The organism is Gelidibacter sp., assembly GCF_035515035.1.
Taxonomy (GTDB): Bacteria; Bacteroidota; Bacteroidia; order Flavobacteriales; family Flavobacteriaceae; genus Gelidibacter.
On sequence record NZ_DATJCA010000047.1, the window covers coordinates 1 to 19,054 of the forward strand.

At 37.3% G+C, this 19,054-nt stretch carries 13 protein-coding genes and 1 tRNA gene; 8 read left to right on the forward strand and 6 right to left on the reverse strand.

All coding sequences use genetic code 11. The features are described from left to right. The 5 genes from VLZ86_RS03995 to VLZ86_RS04015 all read right to left on the reverse strand — a co-directional run. Positions 1 to 741: methylmalonyl-CoA mutase family protein (locus VLZ86_RS03995; protein ID WP_325448970.1), on the reverse strand; the 741-nt coding region annotated here is incomplete at its 3' end. Further along, entirely contained in the window at positions 734 to 1,012 is a 279-nt protein-coding gene (locus VLZ86_RS04000) for an FtsB family cell division protein (protein ID WP_325448972.1), read from the reverse strand. The genes VLZ86_RS04000 and VLZ86_RS03995, both read right to left, overlap by 8 nt. Positions 1,013 to 1,058: 46 nt before the next feature. Then, positions 1,059 to 1,667, reverse strand: coding sequence for a uridine kinase (gene udk / locus VLZ86_RS04005; RefSeq protein ID WP_325448974.1), 609 nt, complete (start codon positions 1,665 to 1,667; stop codon positions 1,059 to 1,061). A 49-nt stretch (positions 1,668 to 1,716) separates the two neighbouring features. Continuing rightward, on the reverse strand, positions 1,717 to 2,124 hold the full coding sequence (locus tag VLZ86_RS04010) for a cytochrome c (protein WP_325448976.1): 408 nt from the start codon (positions 2,122 to 2,124) through the stop codon (positions 1,717 to 1,719). A 2-nt stretch (positions 2,125 to 2,126) separates the two neighbouring features. Then, positions 2,127 to 3,230 (reverse strand): PQQ-dependent sugar dehydrogenase, encoded by a 1,104-nt coding sequence (locus VLZ86_RS04015; protein ID WP_325448978.1) that lies wholly within the window; start codon positions 3,228 to 3,230, stop codon positions 2,127 to 2,129. A 121-nt stretch (positions 3,231 to 3,351) separates the two neighbouring features. On the opposite strand from VLZ86_RS04015, the gene VLZ86_RS04020 reads away from it, so the two are divergent. The 7 genes from VLZ86_RS04020 to VLZ86_RS04050 all read left to right on the forward strand — a co-directional run bounded on the left by VLZ86_RS04020 (position 3,352) and on the right by VLZ86_RS04050 (position 15,617). Then, positions 3,352 to 3,426 (forward strand) — tRNA-Pro (locus VLZ86_RS04020). A 215-nt stretch (positions 3,427 to 3,641) separates the two neighbouring features. Then, complete coding sequence (locus VLZ86_RS04025; protein ID WP_325448980.1) at positions 3,642 to 4,907, forward strand: site-specific integrase; 1,266 nt, start codon at positions 3,642 to 3,644, stop codon at positions 4,905 to 4,907. 1,305 nt (positions 4,908 to 6,212) lie between these two features. Continuing rightward, complete coding sequence (locus VLZ86_RS04030; protein WP_325448982.1) at positions 6,213 to 6,560, forward strand: hypothetical protein; 348 nt, start codon at positions 6,213 to 6,215, stop codon at positions 6,558 to 6,560. A 2-nt stretch (positions 6,561 to 6,562) separates the two neighbouring features. Beyond that, entirely contained in the window at positions 6,563 to 8,098 is a 1,536-nt protein-coding gene (locus VLZ86_RS04035) for a trypsin-like serine protease (protein ID WP_325448984.1), read from the forward strand. A 1,609-nt stretch (positions 8,099 to 9,707) separates the two neighbouring features. Continuing rightward, the gene (locus VLZ86_RS04040; protein ID WP_325448986.1) at positions 9,708 to 11,957 is read left to right on the forward strand and encodes a S41 family peptidase; all 2,250 of its coding nucleotides are present in this window, start codon (positions 9,708 to 9,710) and stop codon (positions 11,955 to 11,957) included. 479 nt (positions 11,958 to 12,436) lie between these two features. Further along, on the forward strand, positions 12,437 to 14,023 hold the full coding sequence (locus VLZ86_RS04045; protein WP_325448988.1) for a T9SS type A sorting domain-containing protein: 1,587 nt from the start codon (positions 12,437 to 12,439) through the stop codon (positions 14,021 to 14,023). 112 nt (positions 14,024 to 14,135) lie between these two features. Continuing rightward, positions 14,136 to 15,617 carry a hypothetical protein gene (locus VLZ86_RS04050; protein ID WP_325448990.1) on the forward strand — a complete coding sequence of 494 codons (1,482 nt, stop codon included), beginning with the start codon at positions 14,136 to 14,138 and terminating at the stop codon, positions 15,615 to 15,617. Positions 15,618 to 15,822: 205 nt separating this feature from the next. Here the strand turns inward: VLZ86_RS04050 and VLZ86_RS04055 are convergent, their stop codons facing one another. Beyond that, on the reverse strand, positions 15,823 to 17,301 hold the full coding sequence (locus tag VLZ86_RS04055; RefSeq protein ID WP_325448992.1) for a helix-turn-helix domain-containing protein: 1,479 nt from the start codon (positions 17,299 to 17,301) through the stop codon (positions 15,823 to 15,825). Between the two features lie 120 nt (positions 17,302 to 17,421). Between VLZ86_RS04055 and aceB the strand changes: the two genes are divergently transcribed. Next, positions 17,422 to 19,023, forward strand: a complete 1,602-nt coding sequence (gene aceB / locus VLZ86_RS04060) for a malate synthase A (protein ID WP_325448994.1) — start codon at positions 17,422 to 17,424, stop codon at positions 19,021 to 19,023. Positions 19,024 to 19,054: the final 31 nt, after the last annotated feature.

A 19,054-nucleotide genomic window follows, 5' to 3' on the forward strand; every position in this document is an offset into this window, starting at 1 on the left:
AGCCCGAAGTTTGGCGATTTCAAAGAAATAATTACTGCCCACTGCAACATTAAAAGTCACTTTAAAAGTTTGCTTTTCTTTATCCGAAAGGATAGCATCAAAATGATTTAAGTATTCATTGACATGCGCGAGCGCATAAGCCAATTGCTGCACCATATTAGCGCCGGCATTTTGATACAGATCCAAATGAACCGTAAAGGCATTTGTATCTTTTACAATGGCCTCCAACTCGGCATGGTCTGCTTTCAGGTTTTTGAACCAATTGCCCGTCCTGGCAAGGTTGCCAATTATATCTGGCGCGATATGGATGTTGTCCATATTTGGTGTGAATGCAAATTGATCAATAAAATGTGCAGACAAAAATTGACATTCGAAAAAAACGGGCGTGTTGGCCAAATTTATATTAACCAAAAGATCCTTTACAACAATGTCTTCAGAAGGTAAGATGAATTTGATACTTTCTGCACCACGGGCAATGGCATTGACCGCCTTAAGGTTTGATTTTTGAATATTGGCCACAAAAATGGTTTGGCAAATCTGCCATTCTGTAGCTTTAGTACCAGAAAGAGTTGGGACTTCCTTAAATTCATCAGCGTGATAAAAAGGTTTCACATGGATGCCCTCATCCGTCTTCCAAATCAGCGTTTCATTATAATCGGCGCCTTTTAGATCATATTGAATGAGTTGCTTCCATTGCTTGGAAGACACTTCATAAAAATCTTCAAACAGCGTTTTAGTCATGGTCATTTTGATTTTCTATACTATCTTCATATTCGATAATATAAATTTCTTCATTCTCCTTCTTCATGTAATATTTCTCTCGCGCTAAGCGTTCCAGACCTTCTTCCGTGCTCAAGGCCTTAATTGCCTTTTTATCCTTTAAGATCTCCTTCTTATAGTAATCGCGCTCATTTTCCAAAGCTTTCATTTCAGAATTCAATTCGTGATGGATCAAAAAGGAATTGGCATCAAAAAACAGCATCCATATGGCGAATCCCACGAATATGATCACATATAGATTTTTAAAACGATTGATATATTTCCGATTGATTTTCAAATTATACTAAACGTTGGTTAATAATAGATTTTACGATATCCACCGCCACAGTGTTGTATTTGTTGTTGGGAATAATGATATCTGCATATTCTTTCATAGGCTCAATAAACTGTTGATGCATTGGTTTCAAAGTGTTCTTGTAACGTGCCAAAACCTCATCCAAATCCCGTCCACGTTCAGAAATGTCACGTTTTAATCTTCTGATCAATCGTTCATCACTATCGGCATGCACAAAAATCTTGATATCAAATAGCTTCCGCAATTCTGGATTGGTCAAAATTAAAATGCCTTCCACAATCATCACTTTTCGGGGATGGGTTAGAATGGTATCTCCTGTTCTGTTGTGTTTTAGGAATGAATAAACCGGTTGGTGGACATCTTTCCCTGCCTTCAAATCCTTCAAGTGACTTTCCAACAAGTCAAAATCGATGGAACGTGGATGATCAAAATTAATTTTCTCCCGCTCATCAAAACTTAAATGTGTAGTATCCATATAATAGGAATCTTGTGAGATCACGCCCACTTCACCCTCAGGCAATTCATTTAAAATTTGATTGACCACGGTAGTTTTTCCGCATCCTGTACCTCCTGCTATTCCAATAATGAGCATCCTTTGATTTTTATATTTCAAGGCAAATTTAACCAAATATAAAGAACTCTTATGGCTCTATTTTGGAAACTTCAGTAACGGTTACTATTTTTCCGTCTTCATTTCCCCAGGAGTTTAAAATATAATTCATCACATCCGCAACTTCATCATCATAAAGCCCTAAAGCAGCCATGGCGCTATTATATTTTACTCCATTTACCGTAATTTCTCCAGAAAGTCCATACTTTACCGCCTTGATGCTTTCTTGACGCTTTTTCATTAAGTAATCAGAATCGGCCAACGGAGGATAAACGTTTGGGACGCCTTTACCATCCGGCAAATGGCAACTCATGCAAAAATCGTCGTATATGGCAGCACCTCTGGCCATACTTGCTTTGAGCTCTGGTGTTTGTGCGGGCGCAGTGTTACAGGAGAAAAGCACCACTAAAAACAGAAGCAATAGGCTCGTTTTTTTCATTCTTATTTAGGCAATAATTTAACAATCCCCAAGTTTTCAATACCTACATAAATATAGCCGTCAGGACCTTGGTTGATAGTTCTTACCCGTCCCAAACCATCTAAGAAACGCTCCTCCTTAACTACTTTTCCATCTTTTAAAACCACTTTGTCCATATAATTAAACTTCAATGAACCGACTAACAAATCCCCTTTCCATTCCGGATAAACGTCGCTGGTTATAAACGCCATCCCACTTGGAGCTATGGAAGGATCCCAGTAGTGAAGTGGTTGCTCCATACCTTCCTTTTCGGTAATACTTGTAAGTGTTGTGCCATCATAATTGATACCATAACTAATGACCGGCCAACCATAATTTGCACCTTTCTTTATAATATTGATTTCGTCACCTCCTTGAGGGCCGTGTTCGTGCGTCCAAACCTCACCGGTTTCAGGATGCAACACCATACCCTGAGGATTTCGATGCCCGTAAGAATATATAGCTTTTTTGGCATTGGGCTCACTCAAAAACGGATTATCACCTGGAATCGAGCCATCATCATTTAAACGATAGACTTTCCCACCATCTCTGGTAATATCCTGTGGATTTACGTCTCTATCTCCCCGATCTCCAATAGTAAAGTAAAGATAACCAGCGTTATCAAAAACGATACGGGATCCAAAATGCTGCCCTTTTTTAGTGTTGGGAGTAGCCTTGTAAAGGAGTTCTTTATTGGTGAGGGCATTGTTTTCAAATTTAGCGCGCATCACTGCAGTGTTACCACCATCACCATCTCCTTCAGGAGAAGCGTAGGTGATGTAGATCCATCCGTTTTCGTCATAATTTGGATGTAATGCGATATCCAACAATCCACCCTGGCCTCGATTGGAAATCTTTGGAAGTCCTTGAACCTCGGTTTTATTACCTTCTTTATAATGAAGCATCTTACCCTCTTTCTCATTGATCAACATGGAGCCGTCGGGTAAGAACACAAAGCCCCAGGGAATGGTTAGGTCCGAAACAACCACTTCATAACCATGGTCATTATTAATGGGATTCTTATCCTGAGCACAGGATATAAAGCCAATAAATGCAAATACTAAAACAAAATAATTCTTGATTTTCATACAATTAGTCTTTAAAGTCTAAATTTAGAAATAATTATTGTTACTATTTAAAGAAAAGCTATATATTTGCACCTCGATTTTGAGGAATCGAGTTGTTTTGAAATTTTGAAGATAACCAATTCGGGGTGTAGCGTAGCCCGGTTATCGCGCCGCGTTTGGGACGCGGAGGTCGCAGGTTCGAATCCTGCCACCCCGACAAACCTAGCAATATGACAAACTAAAACACTGTTAATCGTATGATTCTCAGTGTTTTTTGTTTTTAGTGATATCACTTAATGTCATTTAATAACAACTAAAAGGTGTACAATCAGGTGTGCATTTTCTTACCAAAATTGTCGTAAATTTAAGGGACTTTAAAAACGATTTGACTTTTGTCTTTAAAACATTTTTGTTTAACCAAAGACATCAACAATGCAGACAAACACTACCTTTGCCGTGATTTTCTATACCAGGAAATCCCGAAGCACTGCGAACGAATTAAACATCTTCGCCCGTATCACAGTCAATCAGAAACGTTCAGAAATCAGCTTAAAAAGGTGTACACTTTTAAGGGATTGGGACAGCAACAAGAATAGGGCACGTGGAAGCTCCTACAAAACAAAAGTCCTCAATACCTACCTAGACCAAGTATACAGCCATTTGCTGGACTGCCATAAGCAATTACTGGAAGAAGCAAAGATCATTACCGCAAACGCCGTTAAAGCGCGTTATTTGGGTCTGGACGAGAACCATAAAACCTTGACTGAGCTCATGACCTACCATAATACCAATATGGTCAGCATCCTGAAATATGGCACCATGAAGAATTACTACACAACCGAAAGGTACCTGTTGAAGTATCTGGGCAAAGTTTCAAAAGTTGATGACATTTATCTGAAACAATTGAACTATCGGTTCATCTGTGATTTTGAGCAGTTCCTGAGGGCTTACAGAAATCCAAAAAAAGAATTGGTACTGTCCAACAACGGCGTTATGAAACATATGGAACGCTTTAAAAAAATGGTCAACCTTGCCGTTAAGTTGGAATGGATCCCAAAAAATCCCTTCAACCAGTTCCAGCTCAAGTTCGATAAATTTGACAGACAGTTCCTTACAGAGCGCGAACTCGAACTGATTGAGAATACTCATTACACTAATGAACGGTTGGAAAGAGTTAAGGACTATTTTATATTCTCCTGTTATACGGGACTTTCTTATGTAGATGTCAGGGAACTGACCCTGAACCATATTACTCGGGGCATAGATAACAACTATTGGATCTTTACCAAACGTGAAAAAACAAATGAAACAGTCAAAATTCCTATTTTGCCCAAAGCCTTGGCAATTATTGAAAAATATAGGGATGGAGCTGAAAAAACAAACAATAAGACTATCCTTCCGCTCAGCTCAAACCAGAAAACCAACAAATACCTAAAGGAAATAGCACTGGACTGCGGAATCCATAAGAACATCACGTTCCATGTTGCCAGACATACTTTTGCAACTACCGTCATGCTCTCCAATGGTGTACCCATTGAGACCGTATCAAAGCTATTGGGGCACAATAAACTATCAACAACACAGATTTACGCCAGGGTCGTAGAATCGAAGATTAGTGAGGACATAGACAATCTGCTGATAAGGTTTGAAACGAAAAAGTTGGAACCAAAGACCCAAACCAAACAAACATTTTTTTAAGCTTAATGAATTTCCTTTCAATGCGCTCCTCACAAGGCTACGGGAGTGTATTGAAAGGAAATTTCAGCTAAAACTAAATTTCAAAATCACAATTTTAGTTTTAAAGGCTCGTACTGCTCTTGTGTCAATTTCGAATCAAACGGCTTTGGCCAAAAGGGTTATTGGCTGGCTTTATGTTTTTCATAAATTTCTTTCAATATTTTTTTAAATTTAGAGTTCATATGTGAAATCAAAAACTCCTAATAAGAATTTTACGTTAAAATCATACTTGTCGTTCCATGATTTTTTCACGTTTACACTTCTATCCTTATAGTGATAATTGCTATTGAAAAGAAAAAAAAGCATTATGGCCGTTTCTACAATATGTCAATTGAATAATTTTCTGAAAATTCTTAGACACTGTTGGATGATATTAAACTTCCAATAAGGACTCGATAATTCATCAATTGTCGCAAATTCTTGCCTGTTTACTGGTGGTTTGAGACCATTTGACGCAAATCGATGAAATTGAAAAACACTTCATATTTACAACCTGCTGAAAATGAGCGAATTGAACTGAAAAAGGAATATATAACATCGCGTAGCGTGTTACCCTCTTGCTATTCCCATCTTTCATTAAATTTCAATCCCGAGGAACTTTTCTTTCAAAGCTAAAAGCCAGGCTTTTTCATCAAGTTTCCCTTTCGAGTTCTAAAATTTGATGGAACATCCTGCGTCCTATTCTTAAAAAAGTGATTAAAAAGTGAAGGATCTCAAAACCTAGTGCATAACTTATATCCTCGATGTTCCAAACAGTATGTCTTAGTAATATTATCGCTTCCTTCATAAATCTTTCTGATAGGTAGTAGTTGCTGTTTTCCTGTTTAACCACGAACGGTTCTATTCATGGAGTCAACATGCACGCCCAAGGTTTCTGCAAATTTTACAGGAAAGTGATATACAAACGAGCCAACCCGATGATTGTGATGACAATCTCCGTTATACGCTTCGGTTTATAAACGGTTTCGCTTTTGGAACACATGATGATTTTAATCCAAGATACCAAAACCTCAATCTTGGTAAATATATGGTCTATTAAGACAACCGAATTGAATATGTGGATTTACCGCCTATGGAAGCTGAAGGACCTGCTCTTTATAATGAAAATGGGTTTATGCAAATAATATCTATAAAGTAAAAAAATACAATATTGCGGAAGACTCAGTAAAATTGAGCACTTCTGAAGGATTCACAAAAAAAAAGGCTTATAGCTGATTATCAGCTTTTTATTTGTATGTTTAGAAAAAACTTAAGAACAAATTGATTATGAAAAAAACAAATGTAATGAGTAACCCGTTGGGATTGTTATTTGCCCTAATGCTCGTTGTGACCTATTCGTGTAGTAGTAATGAAGACAACAACGATGACGACCATTTCACTTATACAGGAACTATTGATCAGTGGTGTGGATATTTAATTCTTATTGACAAAAACAATAAGGATGTTAATGACCATTATGAGTTTGTTAAACCTATTAATCTAGACAGTTCCTTTGAGATACACGAATTAAAAGTAAAAGTTACTTTTTCTTATTTAGGTGAGAAGCAAATGGATTGCGGAGGTTTTGTAGGCAATCCAGAAAAAATAGAAATTATAAAAATTAAAAAATTGTAATTATGAGAAAAATATTACTATTTATAGTATTAGCGCCTTTGTTTAGTTATTCACAGTTTATCACAGGAGGGTATCCGATAAATATAAGTGAAGCCCCACATCAAGTAAGTTTACAATTAAACGGGAACCATTGGTGTGGAGGTAGTATTATTAATGACGAATGGATTGTGACTGCTGCCCATTGTGTTGAAGCACCCAAATCTAGTTATAAAATTAAAACAGGTATTACTAATTTTTTACAACCAACAGCTAATTCTAAACAATACAATATAGATGAAATAATAATTCATCCTGATTATAATGATAGCCCTTCTAACAATGATATTGCTCTAGTAAGAATTAACGGAAAAATCACTTACAACAATGACACACAACCTATTATAGTTGCGTCAGAAGAAGATAATCTTTATAATGCAGGACAACCAACAAAAGTTTCGGGTTGGGGTTGGATAACTACTGGTACTGGAAACAGTACGGACCAACTGTATATGGTCAATGTACCTCTTATTTCTAATCAAACAGCCAAAAACCAATTGGACACTTCATATCCTTCCCATCCACTTATTACGAACAATATGGTGGCTACCGGATCTGTTGGTTCAAATAGACAGGGAGCATGTCATGGAGATAGTGGGGGTCCACTAACCACACAAGATTCACAAGGAAAAACAAAACTAATTGGAATTGTAAGTTGGGGTGTACCAAATTGTATAGGGAATTCTAATTCACCATCTATATATACAAAGATTAGTAATTACAAAAGCTGGATTTCCGAATTTGCATCCAATTATGACATTAGTGGCCCTTCAACGTTGTGCACCCAAGATGTTTACAATATTGTCAATCTCCCTTCGGGTGCTACGGTCACTTGGCAGGCTGGAAGTGGGCTTACGGTTACAACTTCACAGAACACAGCTACAGTTTCAGCCACGGGCACGGGTTTTTCAAGTTGGATAAAGGCTCAGATAACAATAGGTTCCACAAGCTTTTCCCTACCACAAAAAGATATATGGGTAGGGAAGCCAGTAACAAGCATTTCAGGTCCACAACATTTACCCAATGGGGGCTATGCCACTTATTCAGCGTATTCAAATAATTTAGAAGACGTAAGTTACCAATGGACCATTACACCATCGGTTCCTTTTACGGCTAATGGCCCCAATATGGATGTAATTTTTCCTTATGGAAATGCCGATTATGCCATTAAGCTGACGTCAACCAACATCTGCGGAAGTTCTGTTACATATCATTACGTAGCAACCGGCGCGTATGAGCCTGATCGTGTTTATCCTAACCCTTCTTCGGATATTGTACATATTAACCTACAGGAAACCGCCGATAAGACAATTGCGTCGCAGTTCAAGACAACGGATCTGGTTTTGGGCGAGCTGTATGATTATGCTGGCAATATGGATACGCGTGTAAATATCGTAAACGGCAGAGGTTCTTTCTCCGTAAAGCATTTGAGCAAAGGAGCCTATATCCTAAAGATAAACATAAACAATAGAGTTGAAAACCATCGTGTCATTGTAAAATAGAAGTATTTTTTAAGCATGATATAAAACGGGCGGAACTTATCTGCCCGTTTTTTATGGTATAGAGTTAAGTGCAATATAGAATGTGTTGAAGTAAATTGCTGTTAAGTGAAGCTTTTCCAAACTTTCAACTTATCAAGACCTTAAATCAACAGATTTACATACTCTACAGCGAAAGCGTCAGAAAGTGCAAACCAGCCTCATGATAGTACTCTCTCACAATACGATTACCAAATTGAATTTATCAACAATAAGCACTACTTAGAACAAAGTACTGCTACCAAAATAATGTAACTTCTGAACAAAGTATCTATTTTGTATGAGCATTTTTTGATCTCAAAAGGACACATTTTAATAAATTATGCTATTATTTTCATATCATTTAATACAAATTGTATCTTTACAAAACCAAAGACAAATAAAATTTGTTTTGAAACCGTTCTTTTTGACTTTAGTGTACAATCAGGTGGACAACTACAGTTAGCGACGTTTTAAGAGTTTGACATACAGGGTGTTACGATTGTTAAATTAGTCCTGCCACCCCGACCATTATAAGCCTAATAAATTAAAAATTTATTAGGCTTTTTTCATTTGTGGCGTTGCCAATGCAGTTGAGCATAAGCAAACAAACGAAAAAAGACTTTAAAACTGCTTTTCGCAGTTTTAGGCTTTAATGAGCAACGACCTTTTTTCAGGATCAAAGTATTTAATCCTTTACCGACGACACAATGGAGGTCGTCACGCCTAACACCGTGACCACCCCGACCAGAAAAAGCCTAATAGATCTATGATTTGTTAGGCTTTTTCATTTGTGGCGTTGCCAACGCAGTTGTGCAAAAGCAAACACATGAAAAAAGAAGCTAAAACTGCTTTTCGCAATTTAGGGCTTTTAATGGGCAACGATCCCATATTCATAATCAACGAAGATAATCCTACCACCGGAAATAATAACTGTATAGTTCTTTTAGGACTATCAACTATATTTGTATAACTATAACAGGATTTAATTAATAATCTGTATAGCTATTTCAGGACGGTAACAAAAAGGTATAGCGTATATACGCCATAGATACGCCATAGATACGCCATGGATAGTGTATGGATAATGTATGGAGAGTGAATGGATAATCCAAAATGAGTTAAAGAAAGGGACTTGTTCTGTACTGTGAAAAAAAATGGTAGGAACGAAAACTCATACCTATCCATAATAGATTTTAATAAATTTGATATTCCACAACTCTCTGACTTGAGACTTTAGCAGATATAATCTCAGCTGTGATAAAATGCTTTTCGCTTCAGATAAAGAAGACAATCTCCTAACTTACCAAAACGCCATTACGGTACCTTATTTTTCGAAAATAGAAATTTCGAAAACCGTTCTCCAAGTCCTCGGGACGGCCTTGCACTTTTGAATATCGCCAACTAACTCCAGAGGAACGCGAAAAATACTTATTTATTCAGAACCCCACACTAATCTGTAAAACAGATTTTGCTCCTCCACCGGCCAATCGTATTATTATTACTAAAGTTATCAACTATTAAAAAAGCTATATTTACATCATTATGTACAGCGAATCCCATCTTTGTATATCCAGCGGCCAATTTTAATTCTATGAAAAAAACGATCATACTCTTATGCGCCATTTTATTTGTTAGCGCAAGCCATTCTCAACAGCAAGAAAAAATAGATCATTTAAAAACGTTTGCCAAAGCCTATGGTTATGTAAAATACTTTCATCCGAGTAATGAAGCATCTGAAATAGATTGGAATAAATTTGCCGCATTGGGAGCTCACGAGATTTTAAAATGTCATAATAGAAAAGAGGTTATTGCGACACTCAACAGCCTTTTCCAACCTATGGCGCCGGGTGTTATATTTTCTAATTCGAAGCAGAATTACAATATTAAGGCAATCACACCCAGCAACACTGAAATCTATGAACCCGTTTATTGGCAACATAAGGGCGTTTCAAAAGACATGTATTATTATGGACAACCCTACACTAGCAGCAGAGTCAATAGTTATACTGAAATTGATGAATCGAATGGCTTTGGCACTCTGACCTTATCCATAGATCCTGAAAAGTATCAAGGAAAGGAAATAAAATATACAGGATGGGTAAAACTTAAGGAGGGTTCCGAAGGTACTGCACATTTATGGCTACGTGTGGACAAGTCTGATAAGACAAGAGGCTTTTTTGAGAATATGGGCAATACTCCCATTACAAGTAAGGAATGGAAGCAATATGAGATTATTGGAGAAATAGATGAGCTCGCCTCATCACTTTTTATGGGAAGTCTATTAATTGGCAAAGGCACTTTGTATTTGGATGATGTCCATCTCTATTATAAAGAGCAAAATGAATGGGTAGAGATTCCAATTAAAAACAGTGGTTTTGAGGCACAATCTATTGGAGAAAAAAACCAGGATACTGAATGGATAGGAAAAAGTAAAGGCTATTCTTATGCACTTTCAAATACCGAACATATAGAAGGTAAAACCTGTGCTGTAATCAATTTTGAAGGACAATTAAAAGAAGTAAAAGGGGAACCCTTATTCGATGCGTTTCCAAAGTTTGGTGAACTCATAGAAAAAGAAATTGGTGAGGGCATCATTTGTCAAATTCCTTTAAGTCTATACGGAAACGCTGAACATACGTATCCTAAAAGTGAAACTTTCAATCCGCTCCTTTTTCGTTTACAAAATTTCGATGCGCTAAATACAACTTATATGTACTTAGGCAATGTCATAAATACCTACAATGTTTTTCAGCATTTCTATCCTTACTTTGATGAAGTGGATGTTGATTGGGATAAAGAATTGGAAATTGCTTTGCGACGAAGTTTAAATGATCATACAGAGAAGGATCATCTAATAACATTAGAAAAGTTTACGGCGCCATTAAAAGATGGTCACATATTTGTGAGTAGTCCTAAATATGCTGAATATGTGCCTCCTATTAAGTGGGAATGGATTGAAGACAAGTTGATAATAACTAAGGTGGGTGATGAAAATTTAGGAATAAAAATTGGCGATGTGGTCACCAAAGTGAACAACCAATTATCAGCAGACTATTTTAAAGAGGTCAATTCTCGGATTTCTGCAGGAACTCAAGGATATTTAAATTATAGAGCGGAGATAACAAGCTTATTAGGTGAAAAAAATGAAGAACTTCTTATCGAGATCAATCAAAAAAACTTCGTCTTAAATCGGGATAGAAAACTTGACTATTTAGATCATAATATTCGCATACAAGAAAACAATTACAAAGTGTTGGATGAGAATATATACTATCTAAATCTGTCTACTATTGAAATGGACACTATAACTGAACTTTTACCACAATTACAACAGGCAAAAGGTATTATTTGTGATCTAAGAGGCTATCCTAACGGCAACGACGACTTTATTTCACATCTTTTGAAAGAAAAAGACACCTCGAAAGCCTGGATGAGGATCCCCAAAATAATTTATCCAGATCATGAAAAAATCACAGGATTTGAAAAAAGCGGATGGGAAATACAGGCTAAAAAACCATATTTGGGCGATAAAAGCATCGTTTTTATTATTGATGGCAGATCCATCAGTTACGCAGAAAGTTATATGAGTTTTATCGAAGGCTATAAACTAGCAACTATTGTAGGACAACCTACTGCTGGCACAAATGGCAATGTAAATCCGTTTACGCTTCTTGGAAATTACAACATTAGTTGGACTGGAATGAAGGTCGTGAAGCATGACGGCACCCAACTTCACGGTATTGGGATATTGCCGGATTTTTATGTTAACAAAACAATTGAAGGCATTAAACAAGAGAAAGACGAATTTTTAGATAAAGCCATAGAGGTGATTTTAAATTAGCCTACGGACAAAATAGATGCAGTGTTTAAAAGATACAGTTTTTCTGTATGACAATAATTATTAAAAGAGAAACTATTCGACAAAGCGCTCGCTTTTGTCGATAATAACCGTACATTCGTTGCTGGTTAGCCTTAGCCCCAAATTCTAGTCTACCATCTCAAGAATCATCATAGGTAACACAATAATGATTAATACGAAACCTACATATTATGAAACAGATATACGTACTACTAATTGCGTTTCCAATCACTTCTCATTCCCTCGGACTGGCATAAAACGGTCCTAACAACTTATACATTAGAATAGTTGCCAGAATGACCCCTGGCACTTCCATCAACAATTTTTATTACAGTCTTTAGTGGGGAATTTAAACCCCAAACTAGGGGTTAATATTGACCACAATTTAATCATCACCCATTAATTGGGATCATTAGAATTTATGATGCCCTCCAAAAACTTGCAATAAAAAAATGAATTTTATGAAAAAAAAACTACTCTTATCAGGCGCTGTTTCATTTGCGATATGTTTTACTTCTAATGCGCAAAGTTTAGAAAAAACAATGACGGTGAGTGCTGGCACTTCAGTTATAGTAGCATCTGGCACAACCCTAAACGCACCTAACATTGATTTGGAATCAACATCAGATAAATACGCTTGCCTCTTATTGCATGGCGAATTGGCAACCAATACTGTGGTTAACTATGACCGCTATGTCAATGTTGTTGGCACTTCGGGTGTAAATGGCGGAAATGATTTAATTTCCCTCCCCGTGAAAGAAACGGGGGACGTGACTTTTGCAGAATTCCTGAATTATAGCCCGGACGGCGGGATGATAAAAAATTTAGACATTCTACCACATTCTCCCAAAACACCTTCAACATATGCCTTTGGCCCTTATAGTAATTCCGCTCACGTTTACGTAAACTATGACGTAAATATAAATGGGGCAACCCAGTTAAAAAGAGGAATTGGTTATAGAGCCGCATCAAAAAGTGGGCAGACCGTACGATTCACTGGTAAAGTATCGAGCAACACTGAAACGGTTGAGATCACTGCAAACGGCAAAAATTACTGGAACCTTATTGGGAATCCCTACCCAACGTATATTGACTCGCAAGCATTTTTAAATAAAAACAAAGAGTTTTTAGACCCAAACGCAACAGCAATTTATGGCTACAACAGTGGCAAAGCGCCAAGTGTGGGTACCATTGGAAATTTTACTATTATTAACAATTTGACCAATAGCACTGTAAATATCGCTCCCGGTCAAGGCTTCTTCGTCGCCAAAAACCGTAGTACCTCCACCAATCAAATTTCATTTACCACCGCGATGAGAACCCTTACGGGAACAGATGATTTCATCCTTGGACGTCAAGCTAGTCCTCATCAAATGCTGAGATTACAAGCGGGAGACAAGACTGATAATTTTGCTACCGAAATCTACTTCAATGAAAATTCCACCTTAGGTTTAGACCCGGGTTATGATGCAGAAATCTTTAGTGGCACAAGTTCAAATCTAATGTTGTTTTCCCATTTAGTCGAAAATAACCTTGGTCGGAATATGGCCATCCAAAGTCTGGGATTAACTGATTTAAATGATGTAATCATTCCGTTAGGATTAAAAGTCGCGCAAGGAAGACAGATGACCTTCAGCATTGAAAGCTCAACATTACCAGTAGAGACCCTAGTTTATTTAGAGGATAAAGCGGCCAACACCTTCACTTTATTAAACGCCAAAAATTACACATTTACCCCTGAGGCTGCAATTTCTGGGAGCGGAAGGTTTTTCTTAAGGATTGGCAACACTACGCTTTCTACCATTGATCCAGAAAGCAGCAGCATCAGATTGTATGTAATCGATCAGACCATTTATATAAATGGGCAACTTCTGGCGGACACGATGATCTCAATATATGACATTCAGGGCCGTTTGGTTTTGACATCCAATTTAAAGGAAGGTTCTGAAAGAAACACCATAAAGACTACAAATTTAAACAGCGGTATCTATGTGGTGAAATTGGATAATGAAAAGCAATCCAAAACCAAGAAAATGATCATTAAATAGTTTAATAAATCCAAATTTTACCATCAAAAAATATCAGTTTCAGCAGTCCATAAATAGCTGAAGTCATGAAACCCAAATCATTAATAAAAAAATAAATTAAAACCTATAGGTTATGAACATTCAGAAATTTAAAATTAAAGAAATTGCATTAGCACTTTGCCTGTTAACAAGTACAATTGCCTTATCACAAGTAGGGATTGGTACCGCACACCCAGATCCGTCATCCTTATTGGATCTCAAATCTAATTCTCAAGGATTGTTAGCGCCTCGCATGACGACATTAGAACGGACGACAATTGTAAGTCCCGCAGAAAGTTTATTGGTTTTTGATACAAATGAAAAATCATTTTACTTTTATAATACCACAAATGCCTCATGGACAAAGCTAGCGAATGACATGTCTTCAGCTAAGAGAAATAATTATAAATTAATAAAATCGGTAACAGATTTAGCCACAGAATTAGTTGCCGGAGGCGGATCTAGCTATAAATTAGATCAAAACACTTATTATGAAATTAATGGCAGGATAAACTTAGCACATCCCATTGAGCTAAACGATGCGTATGTTTCCGGACTGGACGCCAACGAAGATATGCTCTCAGCAACGGGAACTGTTTTTAAAGGAAATAAAGGGGGAAGCATAAAAAATGTCACCTTAAAAGGAGCTAAAGCTTTTGACATCACCGGTCCAGGTACGGCAAGCAACTCCACTCTATTGATCCAAAATACGATTATTGAAGGAATGACAAGCAGCGTTGGAAACATAGGAAACTTAGGCTTGGTCTTTAGCAATATTGTTAATTTTATTAATAACAACAATGGCATTACCTATTCTAGTATTGGTAATTTATTACTGAATAATCAAGCATGGATGGATAACAATCAAGGCACTTATGAAAAATTTACTGGCACTTTCGGATTGATAGAGAAAGTCAGTGGTTTTAGCACCGTCAAAGGCTCAGCTGTAGCACTTGATGTCAGCACAAATGGCCTTATTGTAATAACAGGAGTTTTACAAGGCACGGTTTTTTCAGGTACTTCAAGCGCTCCATACGTTAATGGCTATACCACAGGGTCTTATCCAGGATATAATTTCAGCAATGCGTGGTCTGTTGCTGCACCCGGCATTCCAAGGGAAAGTGACGACGTGTCTACGGGAGATATTAATTTATCAGCGCCGGTTGGTAGTGGGGCAACAACCACATTTAGTGGCACGGGAAGTGGGAGTAGAAAAAAAATCGAGGGTACAACTACCTCAAATAACCTATTTAGATTTAAAAAAGAGGAAAATAACAGAATTATCTATCAGGGGAATAAACCAAGATTCTTTCAACTAGCTGCCTCAATATCTTTTCAGACCTCTAGTGATTCTTTCACCGCAATACTCTATATAGCAAAAAATGGAGTAGTGATAGACCAAACAAAAGTATATGGTCGTGGCTCTTCCAGCATTTTTACACCTTCGGATATTTTGGCGTTGCCAATAATAGGATCAGTAGAATTGAAAAAAAGTGACTATATAGAAGTTTGGGCAGAGCGTAATTCAGGTATTGGAAATATGGAAACACTTTCTTTAAATCTTACGGTAAGATAGCCTAAAAAACAACAAGAATCATATCTTCGAGTTTCTAAAATTCTACTTTAGTGTAGTTTGAATGATTCCGAAAATAAGTCATGATTTTTTAATTACCAGGTCATCATTATTATTAAAAAAAGCTTGATAAATCCATGATTTATCAAGCTTTTATATTTGCGAGCACCGCCAAATCATCTTTACAAGCTCACGAGTTAAAAACTATTTAAGACTGAAACTTAGCGTTTAATTCTTCTACAATATTCTCGACCTTTCTATTTTTAGCGGCGCGCTCTAAATAAATAGCAGGCTTTTGTCTGACTTCACAATCCTGAATTGGGCAGCGCTCACAGGTCACACCCACGTTTCGAGTAACAATATTGGGGTCGGAAAGGAAATTGATTTTTCTTTGGAGCTGTTTGTTAATCAGCAAGCCAACGCTGATGCTACGGTAATGACCTTCCTTGAACGGATCTTTTGTAGCCGAAGACAATACCAAGTACTTCATCCCATCCTCTGGATAATTCGAAATTTGAAGATCGAATTCGTGCTCCTTTTCACTTTTACTGATATCTTCCAACATTTTTATGGACACCCAACGTCTACAATAATGTTCACCTGCTTCATTGGCATGAGGCGAGTGGTGATGGGATAAGTGCAATTCTTTTTTGAGGTAGAATTTTTCGCTTCCTGCCTTATGGGTAAATCTCAAAAAGAACAAATTCTGAAGATCAAATTCTTCAGGCAGCACATTGGTCAAACGCTGATAAAAAGATTCGGCCGATGCATTAAAACTTTCAATCGCGCTCAAAAATAAATCTCTGTCTAAAGTTTCCTTTACAAAAATCTCATTCAAGAGCACTTTAATTTTAGCCTTTGGAATGATGAGTGCACCAGCAAAATACGACGCGTAAAAATTATTCAATACCTGATCAAAGGTTTTAAACTTAATCCATGGAAACGTGTACAAACGCTCCTCTATTTCAAGGTAATTATAAGCCAGTTCTTTGGCATAGATAAACGTCCGTTGCGCTTCATCAATCTCGTTGGCCAGCAACAATGTTTTGGTTTTTGGAACAAACACCGATCTCAAATTATCCAAAGCTTCAAACTTGTTCAATTCGTCATCTACTAGTGTATAACCAAACTCTTCCACCAAAATTTCTCCCAAATCCCTGGAAGTGATGGGCAGTTTTAAATTAATCTGGTACGCTTTGGCGAACTTTAAAACGCCCTGTTCCAAATCTTCAAAATAATTATTGTTGGCTTCTTGAAAAGAGCGCACAGAAGCTAAGAAAAAACTCTCCCTACTGAAATTATAGTTTTGCGCAATTTTAATAATGGTGCTGATAAATGCATTCACTTTGGAAGGGGCATTCGCAACGATATCTATCAAGTCACTTTCTTTGATTCCAAAGAGGTCTAAAGGAATTTCCTTCAGAATTTTTGAACTGAGCAAATCACCGATCGGCGCCAGATTCTTATCCAACTTCAAAGACACCATCTGATCATAAGGCACATCCAATTTTTCTGCAAGTGCCATAATCTTATCCGGTTTTGGATATTTTTTTCCGTTTTCAATTTCATTTAAATAAGACTTTGATAAGCCTGAGAGTTTGGACAGACCAAAGAGCGATAAATTCTTTTCAGTCCTTATCTGCTTTAGCTTTAAGCCAAATATTATTTTGATATAATCTTCTTCCATAAAACAAATATAATGATTTTTGCGAATAACCAATTTCAGCGAAATAATTTATTTAGCGAACGTTCGCTTGTTTTTTAAAAATAATTATTTTATCATTGCTCTCACAAACATCTCACTATCATGCAAAACACACTTTTAAAATCAGCAAAATTAAAATTTTCTAAAAATGTTGAAGATCACTACCCCGACATTCTGTCGCCAGACGCTCTTACATTTCTCATCGCCTTGCACGAAAGGTTCAATTCTGAAAGGTTAGTACTTCTAGAAAAACGTGTTCAACAGCAAACCATTTTTGATGAAGGGAAATTCCCGGAATTTTCAAGAGAGACCACGCATATTAGAAATAATGAATGGACCGTTGGTAACTTACCGAAGGATTTACAAGATAGACGTGTAGAAATCACAGGCCCTGTAGACAGAAAAATGATTATCAATGCTTTAAATTCTGGCGCCAAAACATTTATGGCCGATTTAGAGGACAGTAATGCACCTACTTGGAAAAACACTATGGAAGGCCAACAAAACCTGAGAGATGCCAATACAAAATCAATTTCTTTAGTGGACAAAAAACGCAATAAGACGTACGCACTAAATCAAGAAACCGCCGTTCTAATGGTGAGACCAAGAGGCTTGCATTTAAACGAAAGACACCTCTTAATTAATGATGATGAAGAAGCTTCGGGCAGTTTGGTCGATTTTGGGTTGTATGTGTTTCACAATACCACTACCTTATTAAATAACCAGACCGCGCCCTATTTCTATCTGCCAAAATTGGAACATTCATTAGAGGCACGCTGGTGGAATGATGTTTTTACGTTTGCCCAAGACTATCTGGAAGTCCCCAAGGGAACTTTTAAAGCGACTGTTTTAATAGAGACGATCACCGCCAGCTTTCAGTTGGATGAAATTATCTATGAGCTGAAAGATCATATTGTTGGTTTGAATTGTGGGCGTTGGGATTATATTTTCTCGTATATCAAAAAATTTAGAAACCATCCCAATTTTATTGTTCCAAACCGCGATCAAGTCACCATGACCACACCTTTTATGGATGCCTATTCAAAGTTGGTCATCCAGCGCTGCCATAAAAGAGGCATTCTAGCCATAGGCGGAATGGCGGCACAGATTCCCATTAAAAATGACGAAAGAGCCAATAGTGCGGCTTTGGAAAAAGTTAGAAAAGATAAAGAACGTGAGGTCAAAAATGGTCATGATGGCACATGGGTTGCACATCCCGGTTTGGTTGCCGTGGCCATGCAGAAATTTGACAAGCATATGTCCGGACCAAACCAATTACATGTTTCAAGAAACGATGTCAACATTACAGCACAAGACCTGGTTGAACTCCCTTTGGGTACAATTTCCGAAACTGGAGTAAGAAAAAACATTAATGTTGGGATCCTATATACCGAAGCCTGGTTACGAGGATATGGCGCAGTGGCACTCTATAACCTAATGGAAGACGCAGCAACCGCCGAAATATCGCGGACTCAAGTATGGCAATGGCTAAAAAACGAAGTCACGCTGGAAGATGGGAGAACCTTTAACCTAGAGCTCTACAAAGAACTTTTAGATGACGAAGTAGAAAAAATAATTAGGGAGTTTGGCTCAGATCACATGAAAAGTTCAAAATTCCAATTGGCAATTGACCTTTTTGACAATCTCGTCCAATCAGAAGATTTTGAAGAGTTTTTAACATTGCCGGCATATCAATACCTCTAAAAAAACAATCCTGCGATTGCGGCCACAATCA